At 43.3% G+C, this 26,172-nt stretch carries 27 protein-coding genes, 1 pseudogene and 1 riboswitch; of the genes and pseudogenes, 8 read left to right on the top strand and 20 right to left on the bottom strand.

Going from position 1 to position 26,172, the window contains the following annotated elements:
* Nucleotides 1-47: 47 nt before the first annotated feature.
* The 4 genes and pseudogenes from rpsU to D8793_RS08205 form a co-directional block, all read right to left on the bottom strand.
* The gene (gene rpsU, locus D8793_RS08220; RefSeq protein ID WP_000048054.1) at nucleotides 48-224 is read right to left on the bottom strand and encodes a 30S ribosomal protein S21; all 177 of its coding nucleotides are present in this window, start codon (nucleotides 222-224) and stop codon (nucleotides 48-50) included.
* A 188-nt stretch (nucleotides 225-412) separates the two neighbouring features.
* Nucleotides 413-1,288 (bottom strand): annotated as a pseudogene (locus D8793_RS08215) (M56 family metallopeptidase); the annotation flags it as partial.
* Between the two features lie 30 nt (nucleotides 1,289-1,318).
* Complete coding sequence (locus D8793_RS08210; protein WP_125371417.1) at nucleotides 1,319-1,696, bottom strand: BlaI/MecI/CopY family transcriptional regulator; 378 nt, start codon at nucleotides 1,694-1,696, stop codon at nucleotides 1,319-1,321.
* Nucleotides 1,697-1,806: 110 nt separating this feature from the next.
* On the bottom strand, nucleotides 1,807-2,163 hold the full coding sequence (locus tag D8793_RS08205; protein WP_125371416.1) for a DUF1304 domain-containing protein: 357 nt from the start codon (nucleotides 2,161-2,163) through the stop codon (nucleotides 1,807-1,809).
* 193 nt (nucleotides 2,164-2,356) lie between these two features.
* On the opposite strand from D8793_RS08205, the gene D8793_RS08200 reads away from it, so the two are divergent.
* The gene (locus D8793_RS08200) at nucleotides 2,357-3,673 is read left to right on the top strand and encodes an FAD-containing oxidoreductase (RefSeq protein ID WP_125371415.1); all 1,317 of its coding nucleotides are present in this window, start codon (nucleotides 2,357-2,359) and stop codon (nucleotides 3,671-3,673) included.
* Nucleotides 3,674-3,783: 110 nt separating this feature from the next.
* Nucleotides 3,784-4,752 carry an NAD(P)/FAD-dependent oxidoreductase gene (locus D8793_RS08195; protein WP_125371414.1) on the top strand — a complete coding sequence of 323 codons (969 nt, stop codon included), beginning with the start codon at nucleotides 3,784-3,786 and terminating at the stop codon, nucleotides 4,750-4,752.
* Nucleotides 4,753-4,785: 33 nt separating this feature from the next.
* Here D8793_RS08195 and whiA read toward each other — a convergent pair whose 3' ends face one another.
* From whiA to D8793_RS08175, 4 genes are all read right to left on the bottom strand, one after another.
* The gene (gene whiA / locus D8793_RS08190; RefSeq protein ID WP_125371413.1) at nucleotides 4,786-5,697 is read right to left on the bottom strand and encodes a DNA-binding protein WhiA; all 912 of its coding nucleotides are present in this window, start codon (nucleotides 5,695-5,697) and stop codon (nucleotides 4,786-4,788) included.
* Nucleotides 5,694-6,671: a YvcK family protein gene (locus D8793_RS08185; RefSeq protein ID WP_048792125.1), complete on the bottom strand. Its 978-nt coding sequence runs from the start codon at nucleotides 6,669-6,671 to the stop codon at nucleotides 5,694-5,696. The genes whiA and D8793_RS08185 overlap by 4 nt, the downstream gene beginning before the upstream one ends.
* Nucleotides 6,668-7,558: an RNase adapter RapZ gene (gene rapZ, locus D8793_RS08180; RefSeq protein WP_125371412.1), complete on the bottom strand. Its 891-nt coding sequence runs from the start codon at nucleotides 7,556-7,558 to the stop codon at nucleotides 6,668-6,670. The genes D8793_RS08185 and rapZ overlap by 4 nt, the downstream gene beginning before the upstream one ends.
* 68 nt (nucleotides 7,559-7,626) lie before the next feature.
* Nucleotides 7,627-8,007, bottom strand: coding sequence for a RidA family protein (locus D8793_RS08175; RefSeq protein WP_125371411.1), 381 nt, complete (start codon nucleotides 8,005-8,007; stop codon nucleotides 7,627-7,629).
* Between the two features lie 133 nt (nucleotides 8,008-8,140).
* A riboswitch (PreQ1 riboswitch) is annotated at nucleotides 8,141-8,185 on the top strand.
* A 121-nt stretch (nucleotides 8,186-8,306) separates the two neighbouring features.
* Between D8793_RS08175 and D8793_RS08170 the strand changes: the two genes are divergently transcribed.
* Nucleotides 8,307-9,284, top strand: a complete 978-nt coding sequence (locus tag D8793_RS08170; RefSeq protein WP_125371410.1) for a nucleoside hydrolase — start codon at nucleotides 8,307-8,309, stop codon at nucleotides 9,282-9,284.
* Between the two features lie 4 nt (nucleotides 9,285-9,288).
* Nucleotides 9,289-9,855 (top strand): LytS/YhcK type 5TM receptor domain-containing protein, encoded by a 567-nt coding sequence (locus D8793_RS08165; RefSeq protein ID WP_125371409.1) that lies wholly within the window; start codon nucleotides 9,289-9,291, stop codon nucleotides 9,853-9,855.
* 147 nt (nucleotides 9,856-10,002) lie between these two features.
* On the opposite strand, the gene D8793_RS08160 is transcribed toward D8793_RS08165, so the two are convergent.
* From D8793_RS08160 to D8793_RS08135, 6 genes are all read right to left on the bottom strand, one after another.
* Entirely contained in the window at nucleotides 10,003-10,920 is a 918-nt protein-coding gene (locus D8793_RS08160) for an aspartate carbamoyltransferase catalytic subunit (RefSeq protein WP_125371408.1), read from the bottom strand.
* A gap of 56 nt (nucleotides 10,921-10,976) precedes the next feature.
* Entirely contained in the window at nucleotides 10,977-12,257 is a 1,281-nt protein-coding gene (locus D8793_RS08155) for a uracil-xanthine permease family protein (RefSeq protein WP_125371407.1), read from the bottom strand.
* Entirely contained in the window at nucleotides 12,254-12,781 is a 528-nt protein-coding gene (gene pyrR, locus D8793_RS08150; protein WP_125371406.1) for a bifunctional pyr operon transcriptional regulator/uracil phosphoribosyltransferase PyrR, read from the bottom strand. The genes D8793_RS08155 and pyrR overlap by 4 nt, the downstream gene beginning before the upstream one ends.
* Nucleotides 12,756-12,995: a hypothetical protein gene (locus tag D8793_RS08145; protein ID WP_125371405.1), complete on the bottom strand. Its 240-nt coding sequence runs from the start codon at nucleotides 12,993-12,995 to the stop codon at nucleotides 12,756-12,758. Before D8793_RS08145 ends, pyrR begins: the two co-directional genes overlap by 26 nt.
* 221 nt (nucleotides 12,996-13,216) lie before the next feature.
* Nucleotides 13,217-13,846, bottom strand: a complete 630-nt coding sequence (locus D8793_RS08140; protein WP_125371404.1) for a Pr6Pr family membrane protein — start codon at nucleotides 13,844-13,846, stop codon at nucleotides 13,217-13,219.
* A gap of 8 nt (nucleotides 13,847-13,854) precedes the next feature.
* Entirely contained in the window at nucleotides 13,855-14,193 is a 339-nt protein-coding gene (locus D8793_RS08135; RefSeq protein ID WP_005590197.1) for a zinc ribbon domain-containing protein YjdM, read from the bottom strand.
* 208 nt (nucleotides 14,194-14,401) lie between these two features.
* Between D8793_RS08135 and D8793_RS08130 the strand changes: the two genes are divergently transcribed.
* The 3 genes from D8793_RS08130 to D8793_RS08120 all read left to right on the top strand — a co-directional run bounded on the left by D8793_RS08130 (nucleotide 14,402) and on the right by D8793_RS08120 (nucleotide 16,899).
* Nucleotides 14,402-14,926 carry an ECF transporter S component gene (locus D8793_RS08130; protein WP_125371403.1) on the top strand — a complete coding sequence of 175 codons (525 nt, stop codon included), beginning with the start codon at nucleotides 14,402-14,404 and terminating at the stop codon, nucleotides 14,924-14,926.
* A 38-nt stretch (nucleotides 14,927-14,964) separates the two neighbouring features.
* Nucleotides 14,965-15,477, top strand: a complete 513-nt coding sequence (locus D8793_RS08125; RefSeq protein ID WP_125371402.1) for a transcription repressor NadR — start codon at nucleotides 14,965-14,967, stop codon at nucleotides 15,475-15,477.
* Between the two features lie 138 nt (nucleotides 15,478-15,615).
* A complete protein-coding gene (locus D8793_RS08120) occupies nucleotides 15,616-16,899 on the top strand; it encodes an aminotransferase-like domain-containing protein (RefSeq protein WP_125371401.1) in 1,284 nt (427 codons plus the stop codon).
* Between the two features lie 42 nt (nucleotides 16,900-16,941).
* Here the strand turns inward: D8793_RS08120 and D8793_RS08115 are convergent, their stop codons facing one another.
* The 4 genes from D8793_RS08115 to D8793_RS08100 form a co-directional block, all read right to left on the bottom strand.
* On the bottom strand, nucleotides 16,942-18,681 hold the full coding sequence (locus D8793_RS08115; RefSeq protein ID WP_125371400.1) for an ABC transporter ATP-binding protein: 1,740 nt from the start codon (nucleotides 18,679-18,681) through the stop codon (nucleotides 16,942-16,944).
* Nucleotides 18,678-20,426, bottom strand: a complete 1,749-nt coding sequence (locus D8793_RS08110) for an ABC transporter ATP-binding protein (protein ID WP_125371399.1) — start codon at nucleotides 20,424-20,426, stop codon at nucleotides 18,678-18,680. Before D8793_RS08110 ends, D8793_RS08115 begins: the two co-directional genes overlap by 4 nt.
* 112 nt (nucleotides 20,427-20,538) lie before the next feature.
* Nucleotides 20,539-21,210, bottom strand: coding sequence for an MmcQ/YjbR family DNA-binding protein (locus tag D8793_RS08105; RefSeq protein ID WP_048766669.1), 672 nt, complete (start codon nucleotides 21,208-21,210; stop codon nucleotides 20,539-20,541).
* An 11-nt stretch (nucleotides 21,211-21,221) separates the two neighbouring features.
* Nucleotides 21,222-21,854 carry a copper homeostasis protein CutC gene (locus tag D8793_RS08100; protein ID WP_048766670.1) on the bottom strand — a complete coding sequence of 211 codons (633 nt, stop codon included), beginning with the start codon at nucleotides 21,852-21,854 and terminating at the stop codon, nucleotides 21,222-21,224.
* 280 nt (nucleotides 21,855-22,134) lie between these two features.
* Here D8793_RS08100 and pepT point away from each other — a divergent pair, with 280 nt between their 5' ends.
* The gene (gene pepT / locus D8793_RS08095) at nucleotides 22,135-23,358 is read left to right on the top strand and encodes a peptidase T (protein ID WP_125371398.1); all 1,224 of its coding nucleotides are present in this window, start codon (nucleotides 22,135-22,137) and stop codon (nucleotides 23,356-23,358) included.
* A 173-nt stretch (nucleotides 23,359-23,531) separates the two neighbouring features.
* Here the strand turns inward: pepT and D8793_RS08090 are convergent, their stop codons facing one another.
* Nucleotides 23,532-24,680 (bottom strand): glycosyltransferase, encoded by a 1,149-nt coding sequence (locus D8793_RS08090; RefSeq protein ID WP_125371397.1) that lies wholly within the window; start codon nucleotides 24,678-24,680, stop codon nucleotides 23,532-23,534.
* Between the two features lie 117 nt (nucleotides 24,681-24,797).
* Nucleotides 24,798-25,943, bottom strand: a complete 1,146-nt coding sequence (locus D8793_RS12340; RefSeq protein ID WP_446677590.1) for a collagen-flanked surface repeat-containing protein — start codon at nucleotides 25,941-25,943, stop codon at nucleotides 24,798-24,800.
* Between the last annotated feature and the right edge of the window lie 229 nt (nucleotides 25,944-26,172).

The following is a 26,172-nucleotide window of genomic DNA, read 5'->3' as shown; positions in this document are numbered from 1 at the left end:
TTCAAAAGAAAAAAACAGCCAAATCGGCTGCTTCCTCATTCTATTAATTAGAATTTTTTACGTTTACGAGCTGCTTCTGATTTACGTTTGCGTTTTACAGAAGGTTTTTCATAGAATTCACGTTTGCGTGTTTCTTGAAGAGTACCAGCTTTAGTAACCGCACGTTTGAAACGACGAAGAGCATCGTCAAGAGATTCATTCTTACGTACTACTGTTTTTGACATTTTTTTCACTCCCTTCAAGTCCAAAATCTATATAATGATACCATACATAGAAAGCCGTGTCAAGTATTTTATATCATTCGTATGTGTCTGGATTTTTGAGGTTTGAGAAACCATATTGCAAACGGAAATACTAAGATATAAGCTTTACCTAACTTTTAGAATGCAAGTCATTCAAAATAGCTGTTTTTTACCTTACTCTTAAGATTAAATTTATCCGAGTAAAAACAAGTCGTCAAAGCAATCGGAGTCTTCTTACTTCGGTCAATCATTGTCAGAATGGTTTCACCATAAAAAGTTCGATAAGCTGTATCTTTGCTGCTCAAAACATCGTAGTCGCAGTACATTTCTCCTGCTTCCTGAGTTTCCCGACAAGCAAAACGAACCACTGGATTAAACCAATGTAGGCTCTTGGCGAAAATTGCAAAAAGGTTAATCAAGACATCTCGGTGCTGATAATGAGTCAACTCATGCTGGAAAATCAGCTGCAGCTCCTCCTCCGTATAGTCCAGCTCCGGCAACACAATTAAAATATCCCTGAATCCCAGCAACATTGGACTCTGTGTCATAGGATAGTGAAGCAGACGAATCTTGCTTTTAACACCCATCTTTTCTTTGATCAATTGCAACTGGAATAAAGTTTCTTCGTCCTCAACCTCTGTCCCCCAACGTTGCAACATCTTTTTGAAACGGATATAAGAATAGGCATATTTCCCTAGGTTAAATCCACAACCAAGTAGCCAGATGACAAAGAATATTTCAAACCAAGGCAGCCCTAGAAAAGCCTCCCAGAGATTGGCCTGGCTAGCTTTTTCAGCTACTTGAGAAACAGCTTGCCCTCCACTTGTCTGGGTAGCCCTAACGGCTGTCTGAACAGTTGCCCCAGTACTCAGGCGAATAAAGCCAGAACCGAACTGGGGACGGAATGGAAACAGAAAACTCAGCAAGATTAAAAACCATGTAAAATACTTGACCTTGACCGAAATGTTGGTCTTAAGGGCTGCAAAAAGAAGGCTCAAAAACAGAACCAAGATCGAGGTTGAGAAACTGGTTAAGAGAAAAGACAAAAGGAACTATTTCATGGATACTACCTCATCTTACTCTTTCTGATTCAGCAAATTACGCAGCTCATCCAGTTCATTTTCTGAAAAGGAATTAGATGAAAAGAGAGTCTTGACAAATCCACTCATGGAATGACCGCTATAACGCTTTAAAAAGTCTGACGTCTCTACCTCTAAATATTCCTCTTCCGAAATCAAGGCCGTATATTGCCTTTCACGTCCCTTTCGAACACTTTCTAAGAAGCCCTTTTCCGTCAAGCGAGCCAGAACTGTCAACAAGGTCTGAGGCTTCCAATGGTTATCTTCACCCAGCTTTTCCATGATTTGGGCAGAGGTCGTTGGATTTGGCAGGTGCCAAATAATCTTTAAGATGGCAAATTCACCATCTGGTAAACGTTTAATTGAATGATTCATTACATTTCCATACTTTCTAAAGTCTTCTTCTAATTTTATTCTACACATGTCTAATAAAAAAGTCAATCATTATGTAAAAAAGAGCTGGAAATCACTATTTCCCGCTCTTTCTAGAAAAATAAACTCAACAAAGTCAACATTGCCAAACCACCCTGCTTGAACAGGATTTTCGGATCGCTGGTCACTGCACCGTAAGCAGCTACCAAGATGATATAAACCATAAAAATTCCCAGCCAAAACGAACTAGGCTGTACAAAGGCCGCAATTAAAACCAAAATACCCAGCAAACCATTATAAACTCCTTGGTTTTTAAAAAGGGTATTGACCGACTTCTGCTCCAACTCCTCTTGTGACATACCAAAGACCCGTGCTGTCGCTGCTGAGGTCGTCGCGATGGTCTCCAAGTACATAATATAGAAAAATTCCAAGGCAACCAAGCTTGCCAAAATCAGTGTGATAATAGACATTTTCTTCTCCTTATAGAAATTCATGACGAAAAGAAGTATAACATAGTGCAAGAAAAAGCGCTAGAATTTAGTTCCAATAAAATGGACAAAGTGTATAAAAATGTTTTATGATACTTTTTTAAAATAGGCGTAGCAGAAATGAGCATTTTCCGACTAGATGTGATACAATCTTTTTGAAAAATGGAGGTAAATTATGTTAACCTATGATTTAATTGTCATCGGCTTTGGTAAGGCCGGTAAAACATTGGCAGCCAAAATGGCGGCCCAAGGAAAAAAAGTTGCTTTGATTGAGCGAAGCAAGGCTATGTACGGGGGAACCTGTATCAATATCGCCTGCATCCCAACCAAGACCCTGCTCGTCGCAGCTGAAAAAGGTCTGGCTTTTGACCAAGTAATGGCTGAGAAGAATGCTGTAATCAGCCGTCTCAACGGGAAGAACTACGCATCAATCAGTGGCGCTGGTGTCGACATCATCGATGCGGAAGCTCATTTCCTTTCAAACAAAGTCATCGAAATCACAGCTGGCGATGAGAAAGAGGAATTGACGGCTGAAACTATTGTTATCAATACCGGTGCCGTTTCCAATGTCCTGCCAATTACAGGACTGACTGAAACCGAGCATGTCTATGACTCAACTGGCATCCAAAATTTGAAGGAACTTCCTAAACGTTTAGGAGTTCTGGGTGGCGGTAACATCGGCCTAGAATTTGCTGGACTCTACAACAAATTAGGCAGTCAAGTAACTGTACTGGATGCTGCACCTGTCTTTCTCCCTCGAGTAGAGCCTTCTATCGCTGCTCTGGCTAAGCAATATATGGAAGAAGACGGAATCCAGCTCCTGCAAAATGTGCAAACCAAGCAAATTAAAAATGATGGTGATGAAGTTGTGGTTGTGACAGAAGATGGAGAATTCCGCTTTGACGCTCTGCTCTATGCTACTGGTCGTAAGCCTAATGTTGAACCACTGAAGTTGGAAAATACAGATATCGAGCTGACAGAGCGCGGAGCTATCAAGGTTGATAAACACTTGGAAACATCTGTACCTGGTGTATTTGCAGCGGGCGATGTCAATGGCGGTCTGCAGTTTACTTATATCTCACTGGATGACTTCCGTATCCTTTATAGCTATCTGGCTGGCGACGGTAGCTACACACTGGAAGACCGTAAGAACGTCCCTACCAGCATGTTCATCACACCGCCTTTGGCTCAAATCGGATTGACTGAAAAGGAAGCCCAAGAGCAAGGACTGCCGATTGCAGTGAAGGAGATTCCTGTCGCAGCAATGCCTCGCGGACATGTCAATGCTGACTTACGCGGTGCCTTCAAGGCTGTTGTCAACACTGAAACCAAGGAAATCGTCGGAGCAACTATCTTCTCAGCTGGAGCTCAGGAAATTATCAATATCCTGACTGTAGCCATGGATAATAAGATTCCTTACACCTACTTGAGTAAGCAAATCTTCACTCACCCGACTTTGGCTGAAAACCTCAATGATTTATTTGCTATTTAATGTTAAGCCCCTGATGGGGCTTTTACAATCCCTACAAAAATTTAACTACATTTCAACCTCTTTTTGTGGTACAATAATGCTAGTTTATTTTAAAAAGATTGAGGAAAATTATGTCTGAACTGTATGATATTACGATTGTCGGTGGCGGTCCAGTTGGCCTATTCGCAGCTTTTTACGCTCATCTGCGCCAAGCCAAGGTTAAAATCATTGATTCCCTGCCTCAGCTGGGTGGTCAGCCGGCCATTCTCTATCCAGAAAAGAAGATTCTGGATGTGCCTGGCTTTACTAATTTGACTGGCGAAGAGTTGACTCAGCGTCTGATTGAGCAGCTGGAGACTTTCCAGACTGAGATTTGCCTCAATGAAACAGTGCTGGATATCGTTAAATCTGATGATGGCTTCACCATCACGACTTCTAAGGCTCAACATCAGACTAAAACCATTATCATCGCCATGGGAGGCGGCGCCTTCAAACCGAGAGCTTTGGAGCTAGACGATGCTGATTCTTACAGCAACCTCCACTATCATGTTTCAAACATCAGCCAGTACGCTGGCAAAAAGGTTGTTGTTCTGGGAGGGGGCGACTCGGCTGTTGACTGGGCGCTAGCTTTTGAAAAGATTGGAGAAACCAGCCTGGTTCATCGTCGGGACAACTTCCGGGCTTTAGAGCATAGTGTGGAAGAACTCAAGGCTTCCAGTGTTGAGATTAAGACACCGTTTGTTCCTAGTCGCTTGGTCGGCGAAAATGGCAAGATAACCCACTTGGAAATCAGCCAAGTCAAGGGAGAGGAAAGCCAGAACCTGCCTCTAGATCATCTCTTTGTCAACTACGGTTTTAAATCCTCTGTCGGCAATCTCAAAGATTGGGGCTTGGAGTTCAACCGTCACAAGATTTTGGTCAATAGCAAGCAAGAAACTTCCGTGCCAGGTATCTATGCAGCTGGGGACTGCTGCAGCTATGAGGGCAAGATTGATCTGATTGCAACTGGGCTAGGTGAGGCACCTACTGCTGTCAACAATGCCATTAACCATATCTATCCTGAGCAAAAAGTCCAACCCAAACATTCTACAAGCCTATAAAAAAACAGCTGCCGAGCTCAAGCTCAGCAGCTTTTATAATTCATCTGCGATTTTATTGATTTTTCTCAAGCGATGATTGACACCGCTCTTAGTCAGTGGTCGGCTCAGACTATCAGCTAGCTGCTGGATGGAGTAGTCCGGATGTTGGATACGAAGCTGGGCTACCTCCTGTAAGTCTACAGGTAAACTCTCAATACCAATATTATCGCTGATTTTGGCAATATTGTTGATGGTTTTCATACTGGCTGTAACCGTGCGAGCGATGTTCGCTGTCTCCGCATTATTGGCGCGATTAAGGTCGTTGCGCGCTTCCCGCATGAGCTTAAGAGATTCAAACTCAGCCATGGCTTCCATAGCCCCAATGACAATGAGAAAATCCATGATGTCCTCAGCCCGCTGCAGATAGGTGACAGCCCCCTTCTTACGCTCGATGGTCTTAGCATCCAGCAGAAAACGGCGCATCAAGGCAGCTAAATCCTCAGCATGATCCAGATAAACGGACAGGATTTCTAGCTGGTACTTGCCTGAGTCTGGCTCTCGCATGCTACCATTTGAGAGAAAAGCCCCCCTCAGATAGGCTCGGCTGGCTTCATCATCTGACAAAATGGCCTGGTCAATCCCGGCCTCAATACCAAAAAAGGAGTCAGCCAAGTGCAGGTCAGATAAGATTTCTTCCACTTTCTGATCTAGAAATACTGTATAAACTCGATTCTTGCGCAGATTAGTCTTCTGACGGTGGCGGATTTCTGATTTGACCTGATAAAGGTCCGACAGCAATTCATAGAGATGGCGAGCAATCTTGGCATTTTCTGTTGAAATGGATAAGGTGAGGCCGGTCGAAGAAATTCCTAAACTACCAGCCATCTTAATCATGGCAGCCAACTCATTTTTGTCTTTTACAGATAAGCTTAAAAGCTCTTCTTTTACTTTTACTGTAAAGCTCATTTGCGCACCTGTATAATCTGCATCAATTCATCAACAAGTAACTCTCCGTCATGGAAAGCTCCACCATTTTCCAATCGAAGGAAATTCGATGAAATGACACGCGGAACTTGCTCTTGCAGCCCTCGAAAATTATGCTCAACCTGAACCAGATATTCATCAAATTTATTGCTGTTCATATACTCACGCGGAACTGGCTCGATATTGACCAAGACAGTATCAATGAACTTTTTGCCCAGATGACGATGCAATACTTGAACATGGTCGCTATCTGAAAAGTGCTCGGTTTCGCCACGTTGAGTCATAATATTGCAAACATAGGCTACTTCTGCCTTAGTATCTAAAATAGCTTGTCCGATTTCTTCGATTACGAGATTTGGCAAAATGGAGGTAAAGAGAGAACCCGGTCCCAGCACCACCATATCGCTATCCAAAATGCTCTGGACCACCTTTCTACTGGCAACAGGCTTTTCATCATCATAGGTATTGGTCACATAGACCCGCTCAATCATACCAGCCTTACTGGCTAGATTACTCTCACCGACAACTTCCGTTCCATCTGTAAACACAGCATGCAAAGTCAGCGGAGTGTCGCTTGAAGGGTAGATTTTACCTGTTGTATGGAAAAACTTAGTCAGAAGCTGCATAGCATTATAGGTCGAACCCTGCATTTCGGAAATGCCTGCAATAATCAGATTCCCCAAGGGATGACCTGCTAGAACACCATCTCCTTTGGCAAAGCGATACTGGAAGACCTTCTCATAAAACTTTGGCATATCAGACATGGCCACCAAAACATTTCGCAAGTCACCCGGCGGCGTCAGCTGCTGGATGTTTTTACGCAGCTCACCAGAACTACCGCCATCATCTGCAACTGTGACAATGGCTGTGATCTCTACATCCTTTTTCCGCAGGCTGTTTAAAATAACTGAAATTCCTGTACCGCCGCCGATGACTGTAATTCTCGGTTTTCTCATGAGCGGTTCACCGTTTCCTTCCGACGATTTTTGTCGCGGTGACTGGCATTAACTGGCCAGATTTTCGCTAAATCATCCGCCAAACGCTGTGCAAAAGCCACACTGCGGTGTTGTCCACCTGTACAGCCAACTGCGATAGTCAGCACAGACTTTCCTTCCTTTTGATAGCCAGGCAAAATCGGCTCAATCAAGCCTAGCAGGTTCTGGTAAAATTCTTCTGACTCCGCATGGTTCATGACATAGTCAAAGACATCCTTGTCCAAGCCAGTTTGATTACGCAGTTCAGGTTTATAGTAGGGATTGGGCAGGAAACGCACATCAAAGACCAAGTCTGAATCCAGAGGCAGGCCGTATTTGAAACCAAAACTCATAACCTCAATGCGAAAACTGTGCATTTCATCTTGATTGGAAAACTGTTCAGAAATCGTTTTTCTCAGCTCCCGTGGCGTCAAATCCGTTGTATCAACGACATTTTGACTGAGGTTCTTCAGAGGCGCCAAGAGTTCACGCTCCAGCTTAATCCCATCTAAAATCCGCCCGTCAGCTGCCAAGGGATGACTGCGTCGGGTTTCTTTATAGCGAGCCACCAATTCCTTATCAGCCGCATCCAAAAATAGAATTTTAAAATCAATTTCCGTACTTCTTTCCAGCTCATCCAGAATATCCTGAATCTCCAAAAAGAAGGAGCGACTCCGCATATCAACAACCAGAGCCAGTTTGTCATTGTCAGTGGTTCCTTCGACCAGCTGCAAAAACTTTGGTACTAGGGTCGGTGGCATATTATCAATGGTAAAATAACCCAAATCCTCAAAAGACTGGATAGCAACGGTCTTTCCGGCACCGCTCATTCCTGTCACAATCACTAATTGAATCTTGTGTTCAGCCATTCTTTCTCCCTTCGTCTAACATTTTATTTCTAAAAAAGGACGGGAAACTTCCCAGCCCCAAGCATTTATTACACAATCTCGGCAATGACTTCAATTTCGATTTTAACATCACGAGGTAAGCGAGCCACTTCCACTGCCGAACGAGCTGGAAATTCACTCTTAAAGGCTGTTTTGTAGACTTCATTAAATGGCACAAAATCATTGATGTCACTTAGGAAACAGGTCGCCTTGATCACATGGTCAAAATCTGTTCCAGCTGCTTCCAAAATAGCTCCTACATTTTTCAAAACCTGCTGAGTCTGCTCTTCAATCGTTGCACCTACAATTTCTCCCGTCTCTGGTGACAAAGGAATCTGACCACTTGCAAATAACAGGTTGCCAACGATTTTTCCTTGAACATATGGGCCGATTGCTGCCGGTGCTTTATCTGTTTGTACTATTTTTGCCATTGTATTCTCCTCATTTCTTTTATCCTACTTATTATATCATAAAGTCAAAAGACTGACTATTCTTGTCCTCCTTTCCATTGACTTTTAGGAAATTTTTCTTTATGATAGTAAATGCATAATTCAAAACACTTGTTTTGGACTGGTTCGCAAACTTCCCAGTATAAAAAACTAAGTACCCTTATATTCTAAAGTAATGTAATTGCGCATAGTTTTTTCTGGTGTCCTGCCACTTTGGCAGAACTAACTGAGAGGTTGAGACGGAGGTTTCAGCCTTATTTTATTTCTCAAAAGGAGGACCTATGAAAAGAAAAGTTATTATTGACTGCGATCCTGGTATAGACGACAGCCTAGCCCTGCTCTATGCCCTGCAACACCCTGACTTAGAGGTCATGGCTTTGACCATAGTTGCTGGAAATGTCCCAGTGGAACTTGGTCTTGAAAATGCCTTTAAAATCCTAGAAAGGCTGAATCGGCTAGATATTCCAGTTTATGTAGGAGCCGACAAGCCCTTGGTTCGTGACTTCATCTCCGCTCAGGACACCCACGGCATGGATGGATTGGGGGAAAGCAGGATAACAAGAAGCAGTTCCACCCATGCCCAGCCACAAGCTGCTTATGACTTTCTGGCAGACTACTTCCAGACCAATAAGAATACTTCTATCATCGCACTAGGACCTTTGACCAATATTGCCTTGGCTCTCAGGAAAAATCCTACACTTGGTCAACATCTAGAACGATTTGTCAGCATGGGCGGCTGCTACAAATCGCACGGCAACTGTTCACCCGTAGCGGAGTACAACTACTGGTGCGATCCACATGCAGCCCAAGAAACCTATGAAAGACTCGGAAAAAAAATTGAAATGGTCGGTCTAGATGTCACGCGAAAGATTGTCTTGACGCCTAATCTATTGGAATATATGCGTTTTATCAATCCTGAAGTCACTGACTTTGTCGGAAAAATCACGCGTTTTTACTGGGATTTTCATTGGGAGTATGAACATATCATCGGCTGTGTCATCAACGATCCATTGGCCGTTGCACATTTCCTGCATGAGGATCTTTGCCAAGGCTTTGACTCCTTCGTCGATCTTACAACGGAAGGCATTGCCATGGGACAAACGCTGGTTGATGCCTATCATTTTTATGGTAAGGAAGCCAATGCTAAGATACTGACCCAAGTAAACACCCAGCTCTTCTTTCAGGATTTTCTCTCCGTGATACTCAACACTTCAAAGGAAATTATCTGCCAAGATCTAGAAACTTTAAATTTAGGATAAGATTATGAAAAAAACATCACCATTTATCATCACATTTACAGCTATCTGCATCGCTCTAAACTATGTCGGTGCCAACATCGCTCTTTTTCTAAAACTTCCTGTTTATTTGGATACTTTTGGAACGATATTAGCCAGCCTCGTTTTAGGACCTATTTGGGGAGTAGGAACTGCGGTTGCCAGCGCTCTCATTAGTGCTTTTACAACAGACATTTCTGCTATTTATTTCTCTCCAGTAGCCATTCTTTTGGCCCTGCTCGTCTCAGTCTTTTTCACTGCTGATTCAAAACCAAGACTAAACCTCCTCTGGAAAACATTTTTAGTTTCCCTGCCAGCTACTGCTTTGGCCTCTCTGATTACTGTCATTGTCTTCAAAGGAATTACTCCAAGCGGTTCCAGCATCATCGTTCAGGGCTTACATGGCTTAGGCCTAGATCTGGTCACCAGTACCATCATTGTCCAAGCCCTGACCGACTATGCAGACCGACTCATCGTTATTGGGGTCAGTCTCATCTTCATCCCACAACTCAAAAAAGCCATCCCAAGAATCTTTGTAAAATCCAGCAATGCATAAATCAAAAGAACTACTCAAAAAACATAATTTCGAGTAGTTCTTTTGATTTTAACATTTGTCTTTTATCCGTCTTTAATGTTAAGTTATAAAAAAAGGAGTAGCCAGACCCTTCTTGAGTCCAATCCTACTCCCAAGCTACATTTGAGATTAGTTGCGTCCTTTGAGAACAGCCTCAATGATAGCCATTCTGACAAAGACGCCATTTGTCATTTGTGCTACAATTCGAGATTTTGGAGCTTCAACCAAATAGTCTGCAATTTCTACATCGCGATTGACAGGCGCTGGGTGCATCAGGATAGCGGTATCCTTCATACGGTCATAGCGCTCTTGCGTCAAACCATGGAGTTTATGATAATTTTCCTTAGAGAAAATAGAGTTGTAGTCATGGCGCTCATGCTGCACACGAAGGAACATCATCACGTCCACTTGGTCAATCACTTCATCAATGGTTACGAACTTACCATAGTCAGCAAACTCCGCACTTCTCCACTCATCTGGACCAGCAAAGAAGAGCTCGGCACCAAGACGTTTCAAGATTTGCATATTAGACTTGGCTACACGAGAGTGATCAAGGTCACCAGCGATAGCTACTTTCAAACCATCAAAATGACCGAATTCTTGGTAAATTGTCATCAAGTCAAGCAAACTTTGGCTCGGATGCTGACCAGAACCATCACCACCATTTACGATAGAAGTTGTAATCGTTGGGCTTTCGATCAATTCTTTATAGTAATCCACCTCAGGGTGACGGATGACACAGACATCTACACCGAGAGCTGACATAGTCAAAATCGTGTCGTACAAGGTTTCTCCCTTGTTGACTGAGCTTGTCTTGACATCAAAGTCAAGCAGGTCGCATCCAAGTTTTAATTCTGCTACTTCAAAAGCCTTGTGAGTCCGAGTTGAAGATTCAAAGAAGAGGTTTGCAACGATATGCTGCTCATCATAATGAACCTTTGCGCCGTTTTTAAATTCAATCCCGCGCTTGATCAAAGCCATTACTTCTTCGTTCGTAAGGTGTTCCATAGATACAAGATTTTTAAGTGCGATTTGATTTGATGACATGATGTTATACTCCTTTTTTATTAAAAACTTTGGACAAATGTAGCAATCTCGTCAGCCTAATTTTTAGGTTCTGGCAGGATGAGGTAGAGGGCAATTCCCAGAACAGTTGACAAGGCAACTCCTGAAACTTGCAGACCTGATAGTTGCAGGGTCAGACCACCGATACCAGATACCAGAACGACACTAGCAATCAGCAGGTTCTTTTTGTTGTCAAAATTGGTTTGCGCTTCAATCAGAATTTTCAAACCACTGGAAGCAATTACCCCGAAGAGGGCGATGGAAATACCTCCCAAGACTGGACTTGGAATTGATTGGAGCAGGGCGGATACTTTCCCGACAAAACTCATAATAATCGCCAATACAGCAGCACCAGCAATCACATAAACACTGTAGATTTTATTGAGCGCCATCACCCCGATATTTTCACCGTAGCTGGTCACTGGCGGAGCACCAAAGATACCCGCGATGACCTGAGCCAGACCATCTCCAGCTAAAGTCTTATCTAAACCAGGCTCTTTAAAGAAATCCTTGCCTGTCAAGCTATTCAGAACCATAACATGTCCAAAGTGCTCTGTCATCGTTACAAAGGCGATCGGTGCCATTGTTAGGATTGCACTTGGATATAATTTAAAATCATAATCTATAAACGGAAGATTCATTGGCGGGACATGGAACCATGAAGCTTTTGTCACGTTGACAAAAGAGATAATCTCCTGACCTGTCACCGCTCCGACAATCAGAGCGAAGATATAGCCAACAATCAAGCCCAGCAGAACTGGAATAATACCAACTATTTTCTTACCGTAGATGTTAAAGAGAATGACACAGAGGAGGGTTACCATCCCGATAGCAAAGTAGGTGATGTCGTAGACCTTTTGGTCTCCAACGGTTTTATACATCACATCGCCAACGGCTGTACCCGCTAGACTCAGACCAATCACCATGATGATCGGCCCGACCACTACTGGCGGCAAAATCTTATCAATCCAAGCGTTGCCTGCGAATTTCACAATGAGGGCTACGATGAAGTAGACCAAACCTCCCGTGATAGCACCTTGCGCAACCGCAGCAATCCCATCTGTCTTCATTAGGATTTGCATGGCAGCGATATAAGCAAAGCTGGAACCCATATAAGCAGGGATTTTGTACTTGGTCACTGTCAAGTGGGCCAGCGTTCCCAAACCACTTGAAAACAGGGCTACCGCTGGATCAATTCCCACCAGAATCGGAACCAACACCGTCGCACCAAACATGGCGAATAAATGCTGGAATGAAAGTCCTAAGAGTAAACCAGGTTTTGGCATATCATGGACATCGTATTTAACTTCTTGACTCATCTTGTCTCCTCCTCTACGATCAGAACTCGGTCCTGACCATCTTTTTCAGTCATTTCAACAATAATCTCTTCTCGGCGGCTCGTTGGAATATTTTTGCCAACATAGTCTGCTCGAATCGGCAGCTCACGGTGCCCACGGTCCACTAGAACGGCGAGACTAACGCGTGATGGCCGCCCATTGCTGACAAGATTATCAATGGCTGCACGGATGGTTCGGCCTGTATAGAGCACATCGTCGACGAGAATCACTTCGCGGTCAGTAATCTCAACTGGAATCACTGTCGTGTCTTCCTTGACCTTGATGTCGTCTCGGAAGGGCTTTGTATCCACTTCACAAACTGGAATCTCAATTTTCTCTAGCTGAGCCAGTCTTTGCTGGATCCGCTTGGCAATGAAAACCCCTCTGGTCTTAATGCCTGCCAAAACGATTTGGCTTAAATCCTTGTTGCGCTCGATGATTTCATAGGTGATTCGCGTGATGGCACGATTCATAGTGATCTCATCGACAACTTCCTTTGTCTTCATCTAAACCTCCTGAAAATATTAAAAAAGCCTCCTTTTGCAAGGAGATCTCAGAAAATAGAGATAGGCTTAAACAAGACGCACTTGTCACACTCCACCTATCATTTTTACTTTGCTCCTTGCCTATCTCTCTGGATAGAATTAAAGGACTATTTAATTGTTTATAACTATACCACAATTTTAATTCCATTTCAAGAAAAAAATAAACTTTTTTCATGATAAAGCGTCATCTTTTTTCAACAAAATGAGAGTGGGACAGAAATCGGTAATTCGTTAGAATTCGATTTCGTCGTCCCACCTCCGCACAGTTGAGTAGGGCTGTAAAAGCTGATGAAATCAGCGTAGTAGAGCCCACTCAACCACTGCGTTTGGCTCGACGATCCAAAGACAATTGATATGCTAGGACTTTTGTTCCACTCTCATCTCCTATATAACTATCTAAGCTTTCTGCCTCTTTGAAAATGAGATAGATTTGATTCCGTAAAAAATATAACCGAAGACTAGATAGGCCACAAAGATAATCAAGCACATCTTGATGACATAAGGCCATTTGTATTCATAGACATTCAAGAAAAAGTAGGGAAAGGGTTTATCCTTGGCATTCGGAATATCAATTTTCAAGAAAAAACCGTTTATAAGGGCAAAAATCATGTAAATCAGTGGAACACTTGTCCAAGAAATGGGATCAAACCAACGATACTGCAGAGTTTTATCAAATACAAGAGTATCAAAGAAAAACATGAGAGGCACAATATAATGGCAAAGGAAATTTTCCAAACGATAAAAATCGGTCGCAATCGGAGCTAGGAGTAAGTGATAGACGACGCAGGTAATCATGATACACATGGTCACGCCGCCCTTCACGCGCAACAGCTTGGAACTCTCCCAATTATTATCTGTCCACATCCTAAAAATAAGATAAGCGGTAAATAACAGAACCAGAAGATTAGACAAGACCGTGTAGTACATCAGCATTCCTACGCCAAGTTTAGCAATTTCCAGATAGACTCCGACAAAAGCTAAAACCAGAAGAAGAAGGCGATAAGAAAGAATTATTTTTTTATTCATAGCGCTTCTCAGATTTTCTTGACAAATTCTGACTTGAGCTTCATAGCGCCAAATCCGTCAATCTTACAGTCAATATTGTGGTCTCCTTCGACGATGCGGATATTTTTCACGCGCGTTCCTTGTTTGAGATCCTTAGGGGCACCTTTAACTTTCAAGTCCTTGATTAAGGTAACTGTATCCCCATCGGCCAACTGGTTTCCGTTCGCATCAATAGCCACTGGACCAGCTTCTCCTGCTGCAACTTCTGCTGGATCCCATTCGTAGGCACATTCTGGGCAAACTAAAAGAACACCATCTTCATAAACGTATTCTGAGTTACATTTTGGGCAATTTGGCAAATTATTCATTAAATCATTTCTCCTTATAGGCGGATAGACATTCAGAAAAAGAACAGAACCTGAATGGCATCCATATTTTACCGTCTTATTATACGATATTTTATCTTATTTGACAAATAAGTCCAGAAAATCATCCTATTTCAAAAAACTTCCTTGACTTTTGTGACAAAACAATGTACTATTCTAGTGTATATACAGTAGATAAAAGGAGTTTATTATGAAACCAAAATCTAAAAATCAGTTTATGACATTGACTGCTTTTTTGACTGCCCTAGCCATTGTTATCCCGCTGGTTATGCCGATTAAGATTGTCATTCCGCCCGCTTCCTTCACTTTAGCTAGTCACGTTGCTATCTTTCTGGCCATGTTCATCTCGCCCCTCATGACAGTGATTGTCGTCCTCGGCTCTACCATCGGATTTGCCATGTCCAGTCTTCCTTTCATCATCACACTGAGAGCTCTGTCTCACCTGCTCTTCGGGACTATCGGTGCTCTTTACCTGCAAAAGCATCCTGAAACACTGGACAGCCAGAAGAAGACTTGGATATTTAATTTCGTCCTGGCCTTGATTCATGCTTTTGGCGAGGTAGTGGTCTGCATTCTCTTTTATACGACAACAGCCTATCCGGCGAATGCCTTCTATATTCTATTCGGTTTAGTTGGATTTGGAACAATCATTCACAGTATGGTTGACTTTGTCATTGCAAAAATTGTCTATCAGGCTCTGAAAAAGATTCGTTAAATCTTGAATCTTCTAGAGATTTGATTTACAATGAAGTTATGACAAAAAAACGAAGAAATGATTTATTAGAGCTTTTAAAAGAAGCTCGACAACCTTTAAATGGACAATTTTTGGCGGAACAATTTCATGTCACTCGTCAGATTATCGTTCAGGATATTGCTCTGCTGCGAGCCGATGGAAATCCCATTATCAGTACCAATAGAGGCTATCTCTATAAAGAAAGCAATCAGCCCGCTCATTTTCACAGACTTTTTAAACTCAAACACAAGGCGGATGATATCGAGGCCGAACTTTTGGCCATCGTTGATAATGGCGGACGGGTGCAAAATATCATGATTGAGCATCCTGTCTATGGGGAAATCCAGACCTATCTGAAATTGACCTGCCGTCGTGATGTGCAGCAATTTTTAGAGCAAATTTCAGAGAGCGATTTTCGTGCCTTATCCGAGCTAACAAATGGAATTCATTACCATTTAATCGAGGCAGATTCTCAGCAGGACTTAGACTATATCGAGGAAGCCTTAGCTACACTGGGCTTTCTGCAAGAATAGGCACAAGGATAATATTCTAGATTGAACCAGTTTTGAAGAAAATTCAAGGCTGGTTTTTATATTTTAAATGAACAAGAAACATTGTCAACTTCCTCGAAATAAGGTAAAATAAGAGAAAGAAATCTGTAGGGGGACAGAATGGCAGAAAAAGCTAAATACCAAATCATCATGGATAAAATTATTAGGGACATTGACAAGGGAAGACTTACTAGAGGGCAAAAGGTTCCCTCCGTCCGCAAGCTGGCAGACCGCTACCATTGCAGCAAGGATACTGCCCAGAAGGCCTTGATTGAGCTTCGTTATCAGAAGTACATTTATGCCGTGCCTAAGAGCGGCTACTATGTCTTGGAAAATGACCAAAATAAAAAGGAAGATATCGAACTGGCTGTGACAGACGACCGCTACCAAGCCTACGAAGACTTCCGCCTGTGTGTCAATGAAACACTGATTGGTCGGGAAAACTATCTTTTCAACTACTATTCTCAGCAAGAAGGACTGGAGGAGTTGCGACAGTCAGTCCAGCGCTTGCTCTTGGACTCCGCAGTCTACACTTCTGCAAACAATCTGATTCTGACTTCCGGTACCCAACAAGCCCTCTACATTCTCTCTCAAATTGATTTCCCCAATGGTAAAGAGACCATTCTGGTTGAGCAACCAACCTACCACCGAATCAATGATTTACTGCTAAATCAGAAACTATCTTATGAGACCATTGAGCGTAAGCCGTCTGGGATTGACCTGAAAGAGTTAGAAAGGATTTTTCAAACAGGGCAAATCAAGTTTTTCTATACGATTCCCCGTTTCCACTATCCACTAGGACATTCCTACAGCCGTCAGGAAAAGGAAGAAATCCTTGCCCTTGCTGAGCGTTATGATGTCTATATCGTTGAAGACGACTATCTGGCCGATTTTGATAGTAAGCGAGAACTGCCTTTTTACTATCTAGATGACAGCCAACATGTTCTCTATATCAAGTCTTTTTCCACCAGCCTTTTTCCCGCCCTGCGCATCACAGCCTTGGCTCTGCCACCTAAGATTCGAGAAACCTTTCTTTCCTATAAAAAAGCGGTTGATTACGACAGCAACCTCATCATGCAAAAGGCTCTCTCCCTCTATATTGACAATCTGATGTTTGAAAAAAATCGTCTGGCATTATTGAACCAACTGGAAGCTGAAAAAAATAAGGCACAAAACCTCTTGGACTCTATTCATTTCCCTCTGCCCCACCAGTTGACAACCGATGGCGTGATTTTTGATCTCCAGCTCCTCTCCTCAGTCAGCTCCCTCAAACATAGCAAGCTTCCGCTGGACTTTTTCGAAAGCAGCTACATTCAAACCTGCCCCTACCACTATGCTAAGCTACGGTTTGATGATTTAAAGGAAAATCTGGAAAAATTGAAAGACTATCTAAAAAAGTTGTAGGCTTATTGTCCTACAACTTTTGTTTGAATTTCTCCTTGTTTATCAGGCATCCATCATCCCAGCCTGCAGCTGGTACATTTTCTTGTACGTCCCATTTTGTGCCAGAAGCTCTTCATGGCTACCAGACTCAATGATGCGCCCTTTATCTAAAACGTAGATGCAATTGGCATCCTGAATCGTGGACAGCCGATGGGCAATGGCAATAGTGGTTCGACCCTGCCGCATTTTCCGGAGAGAATGCTGGATCAGCTCCTCAGTTTCTGAATCAATATTAGCAGTGGCCTCGTCTAAAATCAAGATTTTAGGCTTGGTTGCAATGGTTCTAGCAAAAGCTAAAAGCTGTCGTTGGCCACTAGAGAAGGTGGAGCCGCGCTCAGTAACTGGATTATCATATCCCTGAGGTAGTTGGCTGATAAAGTCATGGGCATCGACAAAGCGAGCTGCTTCTTCGACCTCTGCTTGTGACAGACTATCCTGGTACATACGGATATTGGAGGCAATGGTGCCGTGGTAGAGGAAGGGATCCTGCAAAACGAGACCGATATTGCGGCGTAACTCTGCTTGACTATAGTCTCTGATGTCTCTGCCATCGATAAGAATCCTACCTTTTTCAAATTCATAAAAGCGCAGGAAAAGATTGATAATAGAAGATTTTCCCGAACCCGTTGATCCGACAAAGGCAATCGTCTCACCTTGCTTGACGCTAAAGGAAATATCCTTTAGAATCTCTCTCTTTCCTTCATAGGAAAAGCTCACGTGCTGAAAGTCAATATTTCCTGCCTGAATCTCAGGTCCCTCTTCTGCTTGCTCAGGCTCAAAGTCTCGACGATCCATGAGTTCAAAGACGCGCTCCGCAGCCACCATTGACGTCTGAAGAACTGAGTAATTTTGCATGACATCAATCAAGGGATTAAAAAGCTGATTGACATACTGGATAAAGGCATACATGACACCCGCAGTTACTCCAGCTACTTGCCAACTCAAGCCAAAATAAGTCAGAATAAGAGCATAAGCCAAGATTTTCAGCAAAGACATGGCAGGGCGCAGAAAGAGACTGTTCACATTCAGATAGCGATTGCTAAAGTCTAGGTGTTCTCCATTGATTGCTTCAAATTCTTCGATTAGCCGCTTTTCCTGACTAAAAGCTTGAATGATCCGCATCCCTTCAATGCTCTCAGAAAGTTTGACATTGAGGTCGCTCAGTCTGGCTCGAACTTGCTTGAGCAAGCGATTGGACAGCCGCTGATACAGGATAATCGAACCAAGCATGATGGGCAAAAAGAGGACAATCAGCAGAGTCAGCCGCCAATTCAGAGCCAGCATAGTAGCAATTGTCACCACCAAGATAAGCATGGAGCTGAGGAAGTTTGAAAAAATACTGCTAAACATATCAGCCACTGACTGGGTATCGTTGGTCAAACGGGAAACGATAGCCCCTGCTGCAGTCTGGTCAAAGTAAGCCATGCGTAATTGCTGCATATTCGCAAAAGTTTCCTGCCGGAGATCACGGACAATGCTATAAGCCACTCGTGCAAAAGCATATTGCCCCAGAAAAGTAAGAAGCACCCGCAAAAGAAAGAGGCCATAGTAAATTCCCAGCAGATAGAGCCCATTTGTGGCTTCCTCTCGGCTGACAAACTGGTCAATATAAGACCGAGCCAAAAGCGGTAAGGCCGTTGTCACTAGAGTCGTTGCGAAAATAAAGGCTAGAGCCAGCAGGCTAATCCATTTGTAGCGCCACATATAATCTAAAAGGCGTCTAAAAGTTGATTGTTTTGTCATTTTGCAGACTCCTCCTCAAAGCGTTCATATAATTGCTGATTTTGATAGGTTTGAGCATACCAGCCCTGTTCTTCTAGAAGTTCTTGGTGGCTACCTCGTTCTTTAATACGGCCATTCTCCAGCACTAGGATCAAATCTGCATGGACAATGGCTGACAGACGATGGGCAGTGATAATGGTCGTCTTGTCAACTCGCTCCTGCTTGAGATTTTCTAAAATTACATGCTCGGTCTTGGCATCCACTGCCGACAAGGAATCATCCAAAATCAAAATTTCTGGATTGGTGATGAGGGCTCTACTCATAGCCAAACGCTGCTTTTGACCGCCAGAAAGCGAGACGCCCCGCTCACCAAGCAGCGTATCCAAACCATCTGGCATAGCCTTAATATCCTCATAAACACCACACAGCTGGGCTGCTCGGATGACTTGCTCTTCTGATAGTTCTGGATTGGCAAAGCGGATATTGTCCCGAATGGACAGGGCAAAAAGTATCTGATCCTGAGGCACATAACCAATCAGACCACGCAGATCCTTAAGAGCATACTCTCGGATATCGTGGCCATTCAGATAAATTGCTCCTTCTTGAATATCCTGCTCCCGTAGCAAGAGACGCAGCAAGGTGGTCTTTCCAGATCCAGTCGGCCCGACAATCCCCAAGGTCTGCCCTTTTTCTAATGTAAAGTGAATATCCTTCAAAGTCACTTCGTTCTCATAAGCAAAGTAAGCTATCTCATAGTCCAGTCGGCCATTTTGAATGCTGGCAAGTGGCTGCTGGGCTTCCTTGACATCCGACTCCTCAGCCAGCAAGTTCTCAATCCGTTCATAGGAAACGGCTCCCCGCTGACTGATATTCACTAGATAACCCATCGCCTGCAGTGGCCACACGAGCATATCCAGATAAGTCATAAAGGTAACCAGCTCACCGACTGTAAATTGACCTTGGGAGATAAATATTCCTCCGAAAATCAGGATCAGAACATAGGATAAGCCGACAAAAATTAGCACCATCGGGTCAAACAGGGAATTGTACTTGGCAGCCAAGATGTTCTTTTGGTAGACTTCTTGGTTGATAGCTGCAAAGGACTGAGTCTCTGCATTCTGATAGCCAAAAGACTTGGTCACTTTAATCCCCGCTACGCTCTCCTGAACTTTGTTGTTGAGATCAGAAAAAGCCTCCTGAGCCGCTTTAAAGCTCTCGTGATTCTTCCGACCAATCAAACTGGTTCCCCAAGACAGAAAGGGCAGAGGGAGAATGGCAATCAGGGTCAGTCGCCAGTCCAAGACCAAAAACATGGTGATGAGGGTCACCAAGGCCGTAATAGAAGCATCTACCGCTGACATAACACCACCGCCAGCCACGCTAACCACCGCATTGATATCATTGGTTGCATGAGCCATGAGGTCACCCGTTCGGTATTTTTGATAAAAACTTGGCGACATCCGCGTAAAATGCTCAAAAAGCCGAAAGCGTAAGATGCGCCCCAGATTATTTGCCGTGCCAAAGATATAGAGCCGCCAGACATACCGCAAACCATACATAATAAAAGCAGCCAAAATCAAAAGAAGAAGATTATAAATAAGTTCTTCAGTAGTCAGACTCTGCCTAGCAATTCTATCTATGACCTGCCCAATGACTCGTGGCGGAATCAGATTAAACACACTGACCAGAGACAAGGCCAAAATGCCGATCATATAGCGCCGTTTCTCCAGTTTAAAAAACCAGTCCAGTTTTCTGATAAGATTCATTCCGTTTCCTCATTCCAAACAAAGGACGGACAGCCCTTAATCCGACTGTCCGTTTCTCACTATCTCTATTATACGCTATTTCAGATAAAAATGAAACTCAGGCAAACTATGCTCATCTTTTCTTAGTCAGAACAAAGCTGGTATCCAGCAAATCAAAAAGTTGCTGGTCGGGCAAAGTTCCATCCAAGGGCAGGCTGAGCCAGTATTTTTTATTCATATGAAAGGCGGGGAAAATTCCTTTTTGCTGAATAAGTTCGGCAACTCGGTCACTCTTGACATTTAGGACCTCGATCGCACCACTGCGCTCCTTTTCAAACTTAGACCAATCGGTTGTCAAAAAAGCTCCGTACCATTTCTTACTATCCTGATGGCGAAAAACAGCGGCTCTATTAGCGCTTTTACGAGAAGAATTTTCCCAAAGATACTCCAACTGCCCTTGATAAGTAGTCGCCACATAGCTACTCAGTCGCTGACTTTGCTCATAAAGAAAGCCTACTTCCTCAAAGCAATGTTGCCGAATATCCAGCAAAACCTCCTGACAGGCCGCCCTGACTTGTCCGACAAATTCTCCTGCCATACTATCCATCTTGACTTGTCGATATTCATCACCTGTATCCAAGTCAAGCACCTGAAAATCCAGCTTTCCATCAAAAATCACCACATTCATCTGGAAGTCGCCAGCCATGATCTTAGTCGAATAACTGTATTCTGCACCAGACCTGACAAAGCCATAATCCAGCAAACTTTCTTCCTTCAGCCTGTATTTTTCAAATAAATCCAGCATGAACTTTCCTGCTAAAATACTACTTTGGTGCCGTGCAATTGATCAACACCCAAAGTGTCAACAATCTCAGCACGATTTTCTAGATTAATCCCACCACCAGGTAAAATCTCTATCCGCCCTGCCGCATGCTCAATCAACTCATCCAGCCAAGCCAAATGTTCTAGAATAGACTCTGACGCTGGCCCGCCATGAGTCAAAATCCTCTTAACGCCGTGTTCAACCAGCCAGTCTAGCTCTCCGAACTGATACTCAGCAGGAATAGCATCAAAAGCCATATGGAAGACCACATCCAGTCCCTTAGCTGCCTCAAGCAGCCGCTCCATCTTAGGATAATCAATCTCATTATTTTCCGTTAAGGCACCAAAAACGAGGCCATGGCTCCCTGCCTCACGTGCCTTCTGAATGTCCGAAAGCATTATCTCGATTTCCAAATCTGAATAGACAAAATTTCCACCACGAGGACGAATCATGGTCATCACAGTTGCATTATAAGGCTTGACCATTCGTACTGCAGCCTCGATGACACCGTAGCTCGGTGTTGTTCCACCAACTGTTAGGTTATCACACAGTTCAACCCGCTTCGCTCCAGCTTCTAAAGCCTTGTCTAGCAAAGTAACATTCTCTGCACAAAATTCATAAATCATGGCACTACCTCTTATTTACTATATTGATTTTCTACTTTTTATTATATCACAAAATTTCCTTTAGCATACACCTCTAGCATATTTGCCACTGCTTTTCTCAATCATTTTATATTCATAGTCTTGCAAAAATCCTATTCTTCAAGCTTATAAGGCTTATTATCACCTATTTCCATTGCGCTCATCTTCCAAGACCTTTCAACTAGAGAAATGGTGACTTACGGGTGTCTTTTGTTCAAGATTGTGCTAAAATAGACTTAATCTATGAAAACAAGGAGCCTTTATGAAATACCCTAATCTTTTAGATCGTTTCCTGACCTATGTCAAGGTCAATACACGCTCAGACGAGACATCTACTACTACACCCAGCACCCAGAGTCAGGTGGACTTTGCTAACAATGTCCTCATTCCTGAGATGAAGCGAGTTGGCTTGGAAAATGTCTACTACCTGCCCAACGGCTTTGCGATTGGAACTCTGCCTGCCAACGACCCTAGCTTTACCCGCAAGATTGGCTTTATTTCTCACATGGATACGGCGGATTTCAACTCAGAAAACATCCAGCCACAGGTCATTGAGAATTATGACGGCGGTGTGATTCCGCTTGGACAATCTGGCTTTAACTTAGATCCTGCAGACTTCGCCAGTCTCCATAAATACAAGGGCCAAACCTTAATTACGACTGATGGAACTACTCTTTTGGGGGCAGACGACAAGTCAGGTATTGCTGAAATCATGACTGCTATCGAATACCTGTCGGCCCATCCAGAAATCAAGCATGGAGAAATCCGAGTTGGATTTGGTCCAGACGAGGAAATCGGCGTCGGAGCCGATAAATTTGACGCTGAAGACTTTGATGTGGACTTTGCCTACACAGTGGACGGTGGACCTCTAGGCGAGCTCCAGTACGAAACCTTTAGCGCTGCTGGAGCAGAACTGACCTTCCAAGGTCGCAATGTCCATCCAGGAACTGCTAAGGACCAGATGGTCAATGCTCTCCAGCTGGCTATTGACTTCCACAACCAGCTGCCAGAAGCCGACCGACCAGAGAAGACCGATGGCTACCAAGGCTTCTACCACCTGATGAACCTGACCGGAACTGTCGAAGAAGCTCAAGCCAGCTACATTGTCCGTGACTTTGAGACAGAGGCTTTTGAAAATCGCAAAGCTGCTATGCAGGCTATTGCTGAAAAGATGAACCAAGAGCTGGGTAGCGAGCGCGTTATCCTGACCCTCAAAGACCAGTATTACAACATGAAACAGGTCATTGAAAAGGACATGACACCGATCAATATCGCCAAAGCAGTCATGGAAAGTTTGGATATCCAGCCAATTATCGAGCCGATTCGTGGCGGAACTGATGGCTCTAAAATTTCCTTTATGGGCATCCCGACACCGAACCTCTTCGCCGGTGGTGAAAATATGCACGGCCGCTTTGAATATGTCAGCCTAGAAACCATGGAACGTGCTGTCGATACCATCATTGGCATCGTCTCTTATCAAGAATAAATAAAAAACAGAAATTCATAAGGAATTTCTGTTTTTTTTGACTTTTAAAACTGAAAGTTAAGCTAATAGCAACTGCTCCAAGAGCAAAAAAGGAGAAGACCAATTGGTCCTCTCCAAAGTTTGGCATGTATCAGGTCGTTATAGTCGACCAAAAACCGTATTGAAAGATTCAATTAAGCTTCTGTACCGTTAATGACTTCTATAATCTTCTCAATAATCTCATTATCTAAATACTGTTCGAACTGAGGCAAGTATTCATAATAGTTCTTATAAGTATCGGCCTGTCCTGCCATGATCAAAGCTCTAAAGCCTTGGTAGGCAACTTCAAAATTCCCTATTTTGACACCATTTTCTAACAATTCAAATGGAATCCAATAGTCATAAACCCTGTTCCAGCTGAAAAGACTATCCGGATTCAACTCTAAATCCTTAGCCATATAAGCATAAGCAAAAGCAATGTGATGCTGCCCTGCCTCTCTATACAATTTGGCTAATTGAGACCATGCTTCAGCGCGATTAGGGTTAATCTGGATAGCTTTTTCCAAATACTCCCGTCCTTCAAGAGCTTTCCCTTCATTTTCATAAATTTGCGCTATTTCTAGACAAGAATAATAAGCTTCCTCTGACCATCCATCCGTCATAACTGCACGTTTTTTGAACCAAGACAAGGCCTCCTGGTATAAACCTGCATCACGATAAGATCTCGCGCAATAAAAGGTATATCTAGGCTCTAAATCAGGGTCTTGATTATTATAAACAGCATTTGCAAGTACAGTTGCATCATGATAATATTTATCATCGTCTAGACTTCGTGCGCCTCTTGTTCTTGCAATGACTGAATAAGGTCCTACAAGATTTCCATAACTGGCACCTTCAGGTAATTCAATAAATTCATGCACGACTCCTCGCCAATAAATTTCTGGATTATTTTTAACAAGAGCTACACGACGAAATGAAAGAACTCCACTCTCATCTGAAAAATTGAGATAATAGGCATCTGCTTCAAGATCAGTAGAAATTTTTAAACTACCTTCAACGAAATCATCTGCATCAAAGATTAGAATATAGTCTCCCTTTCCTCTTGCATAATTTAGGGCTAAATTTCTATTATGTGCAAAGTTTTGCCATTCATCTTTGTGCAATTCTCCTGGAATTCCCACCTCACTAAAAAAGTTCAAGATAAGGTTTTCCGTTCCATCTGTGGAGCCAGTGTCAGAAATGACCCAGTAGTCAAATGTGATTGAATTGACCAAATTTTGGAGTGTTTCCAAAATTATATGGGCTTCATTTTTTACAATCATATTCAATACAATTGATGACATTCAATTCCTCCAAAACATTAATACAACAAAACTAGAGGCTAGTAGAATTTTAATAATCCTAATAGCCTCTGTTTTACTCTAAACTTGATATTGCTTAAATTTTATAAATAGAATATCTTAGAGTTCTTCTTCTTTTCGCTTAGAAACACCTAAGGCAGCTAGAAGTGCAGCTGATAGAAGTCCTGCGCCTACCACACCTACTTCATGGTTGCTATTGTCACCAGTCTTAGGAAGGGTTCCTGACTTAGCTACTACTTTGGTTGTTCCTGCAGGTTTTGTTGGCTTAGCTGGAACTGTTGGAGCTGTTGGAACTACTGGTTTTATTGGATTAGTAGGGCCAGTTGGGCCGGTTGGACCGGTTGGACCTGTAGGACCGGTTGGACCAGTTGGGCCTGTAGGACCGGTTGGACCAGTTGGACCTGTAGGACCGGTTGGACCTGTAGGACCTGTAGGACCAGTTGGACCGGTTGGGCCAGTTGGACCGGTTGGGCCGGTTGGACCTGTAGGGCCGGTTGGACCAGTTGGACCAGTTGGGCCGGTTGGACCGGTTGGACCAGTTGGACCGGTTGGACCGGTTGGACCTGTAGGGCCGGTTGGACCAGTTGGGCCGGTTGGACCGGTTGGACCAGTTGGACCTGTAGGACCGGTTGGGCCAGTTGGACCAGTTGGGCCAGTTGGACCAGTTGGACCGGTTACACCCTTGCCATCTTTACCGTCCTTACCATCTTTACCATCTTTTCCGTCTTTGCCGTCCTTACCATCTTTACCATTTCTGATAATTGTAGAAGATGTTACTTCATCAGAATCAACCTTACCATTGTTATTCTTATCAATTCCAACAAGAATAGTAACACTACCATCTTCATTTTCAACGAGCGTTACAAGTGAGCTTTGACCATCTTTTCCGTCCTTGCCATCTTTACCGTCTTTTCCATCTTTAACGATTGTAGCAGAGGTTACTTCATCTGGATCAAGCTTACCATTACCATTTGTATCAAAACCAATCTTAATGGTGTGTGTTCCATTTTGGTTGTCGACTACTTCTGCTAATGGTGTCTTACCATCTTTACCGTCTTTCACGATAGTTGTTGAAGTCACTTCGCTTGGATCAAGTTTACCGTCGCCGTTCTTATCGAGTCCAACTTTAACAGTATGNGTACCNTCGTGGTTATCAACTACTTCAGTTAATGATGATTTACCATCTTCACCTTTATCGCCCTTAGCTCCGGTCGCTCCTGTAGCNCCAGTTGCGCCATCTTTCACGATAGTCGTTGAAGTTACTTCACTTGGATCAAGCTTACCGTCGCCATTCTTATCGATACCAACCTTAACAGTATGAGTACCGTCGTTGTTGTTAACTACTTCAGTTAATGATGATTTACCATCTTTACCATCTGCACCAGTTGCTCCTGTCGCACCAGTTGCGCCGTCTTTCACGATAGTTGTTGACGTTACTTCACTTGGATCAAGTTTACCGTCGCCATTCTTATCA

Origin of the sequence: Streptococcus cristatus (assembly GCF_003943465.1) — a bacterium.
Taxonomy (GTDB): Bacteria; Bacillota; Bacilli; order Lactobacillales; family Streptococcaceae; genus Streptococcus; species Streptococcus cristatus_C.
Note: the sequence above shows the minus strand (reverse complement) of the source record. Positions and strands in the feature narration are given on the sequence as shown.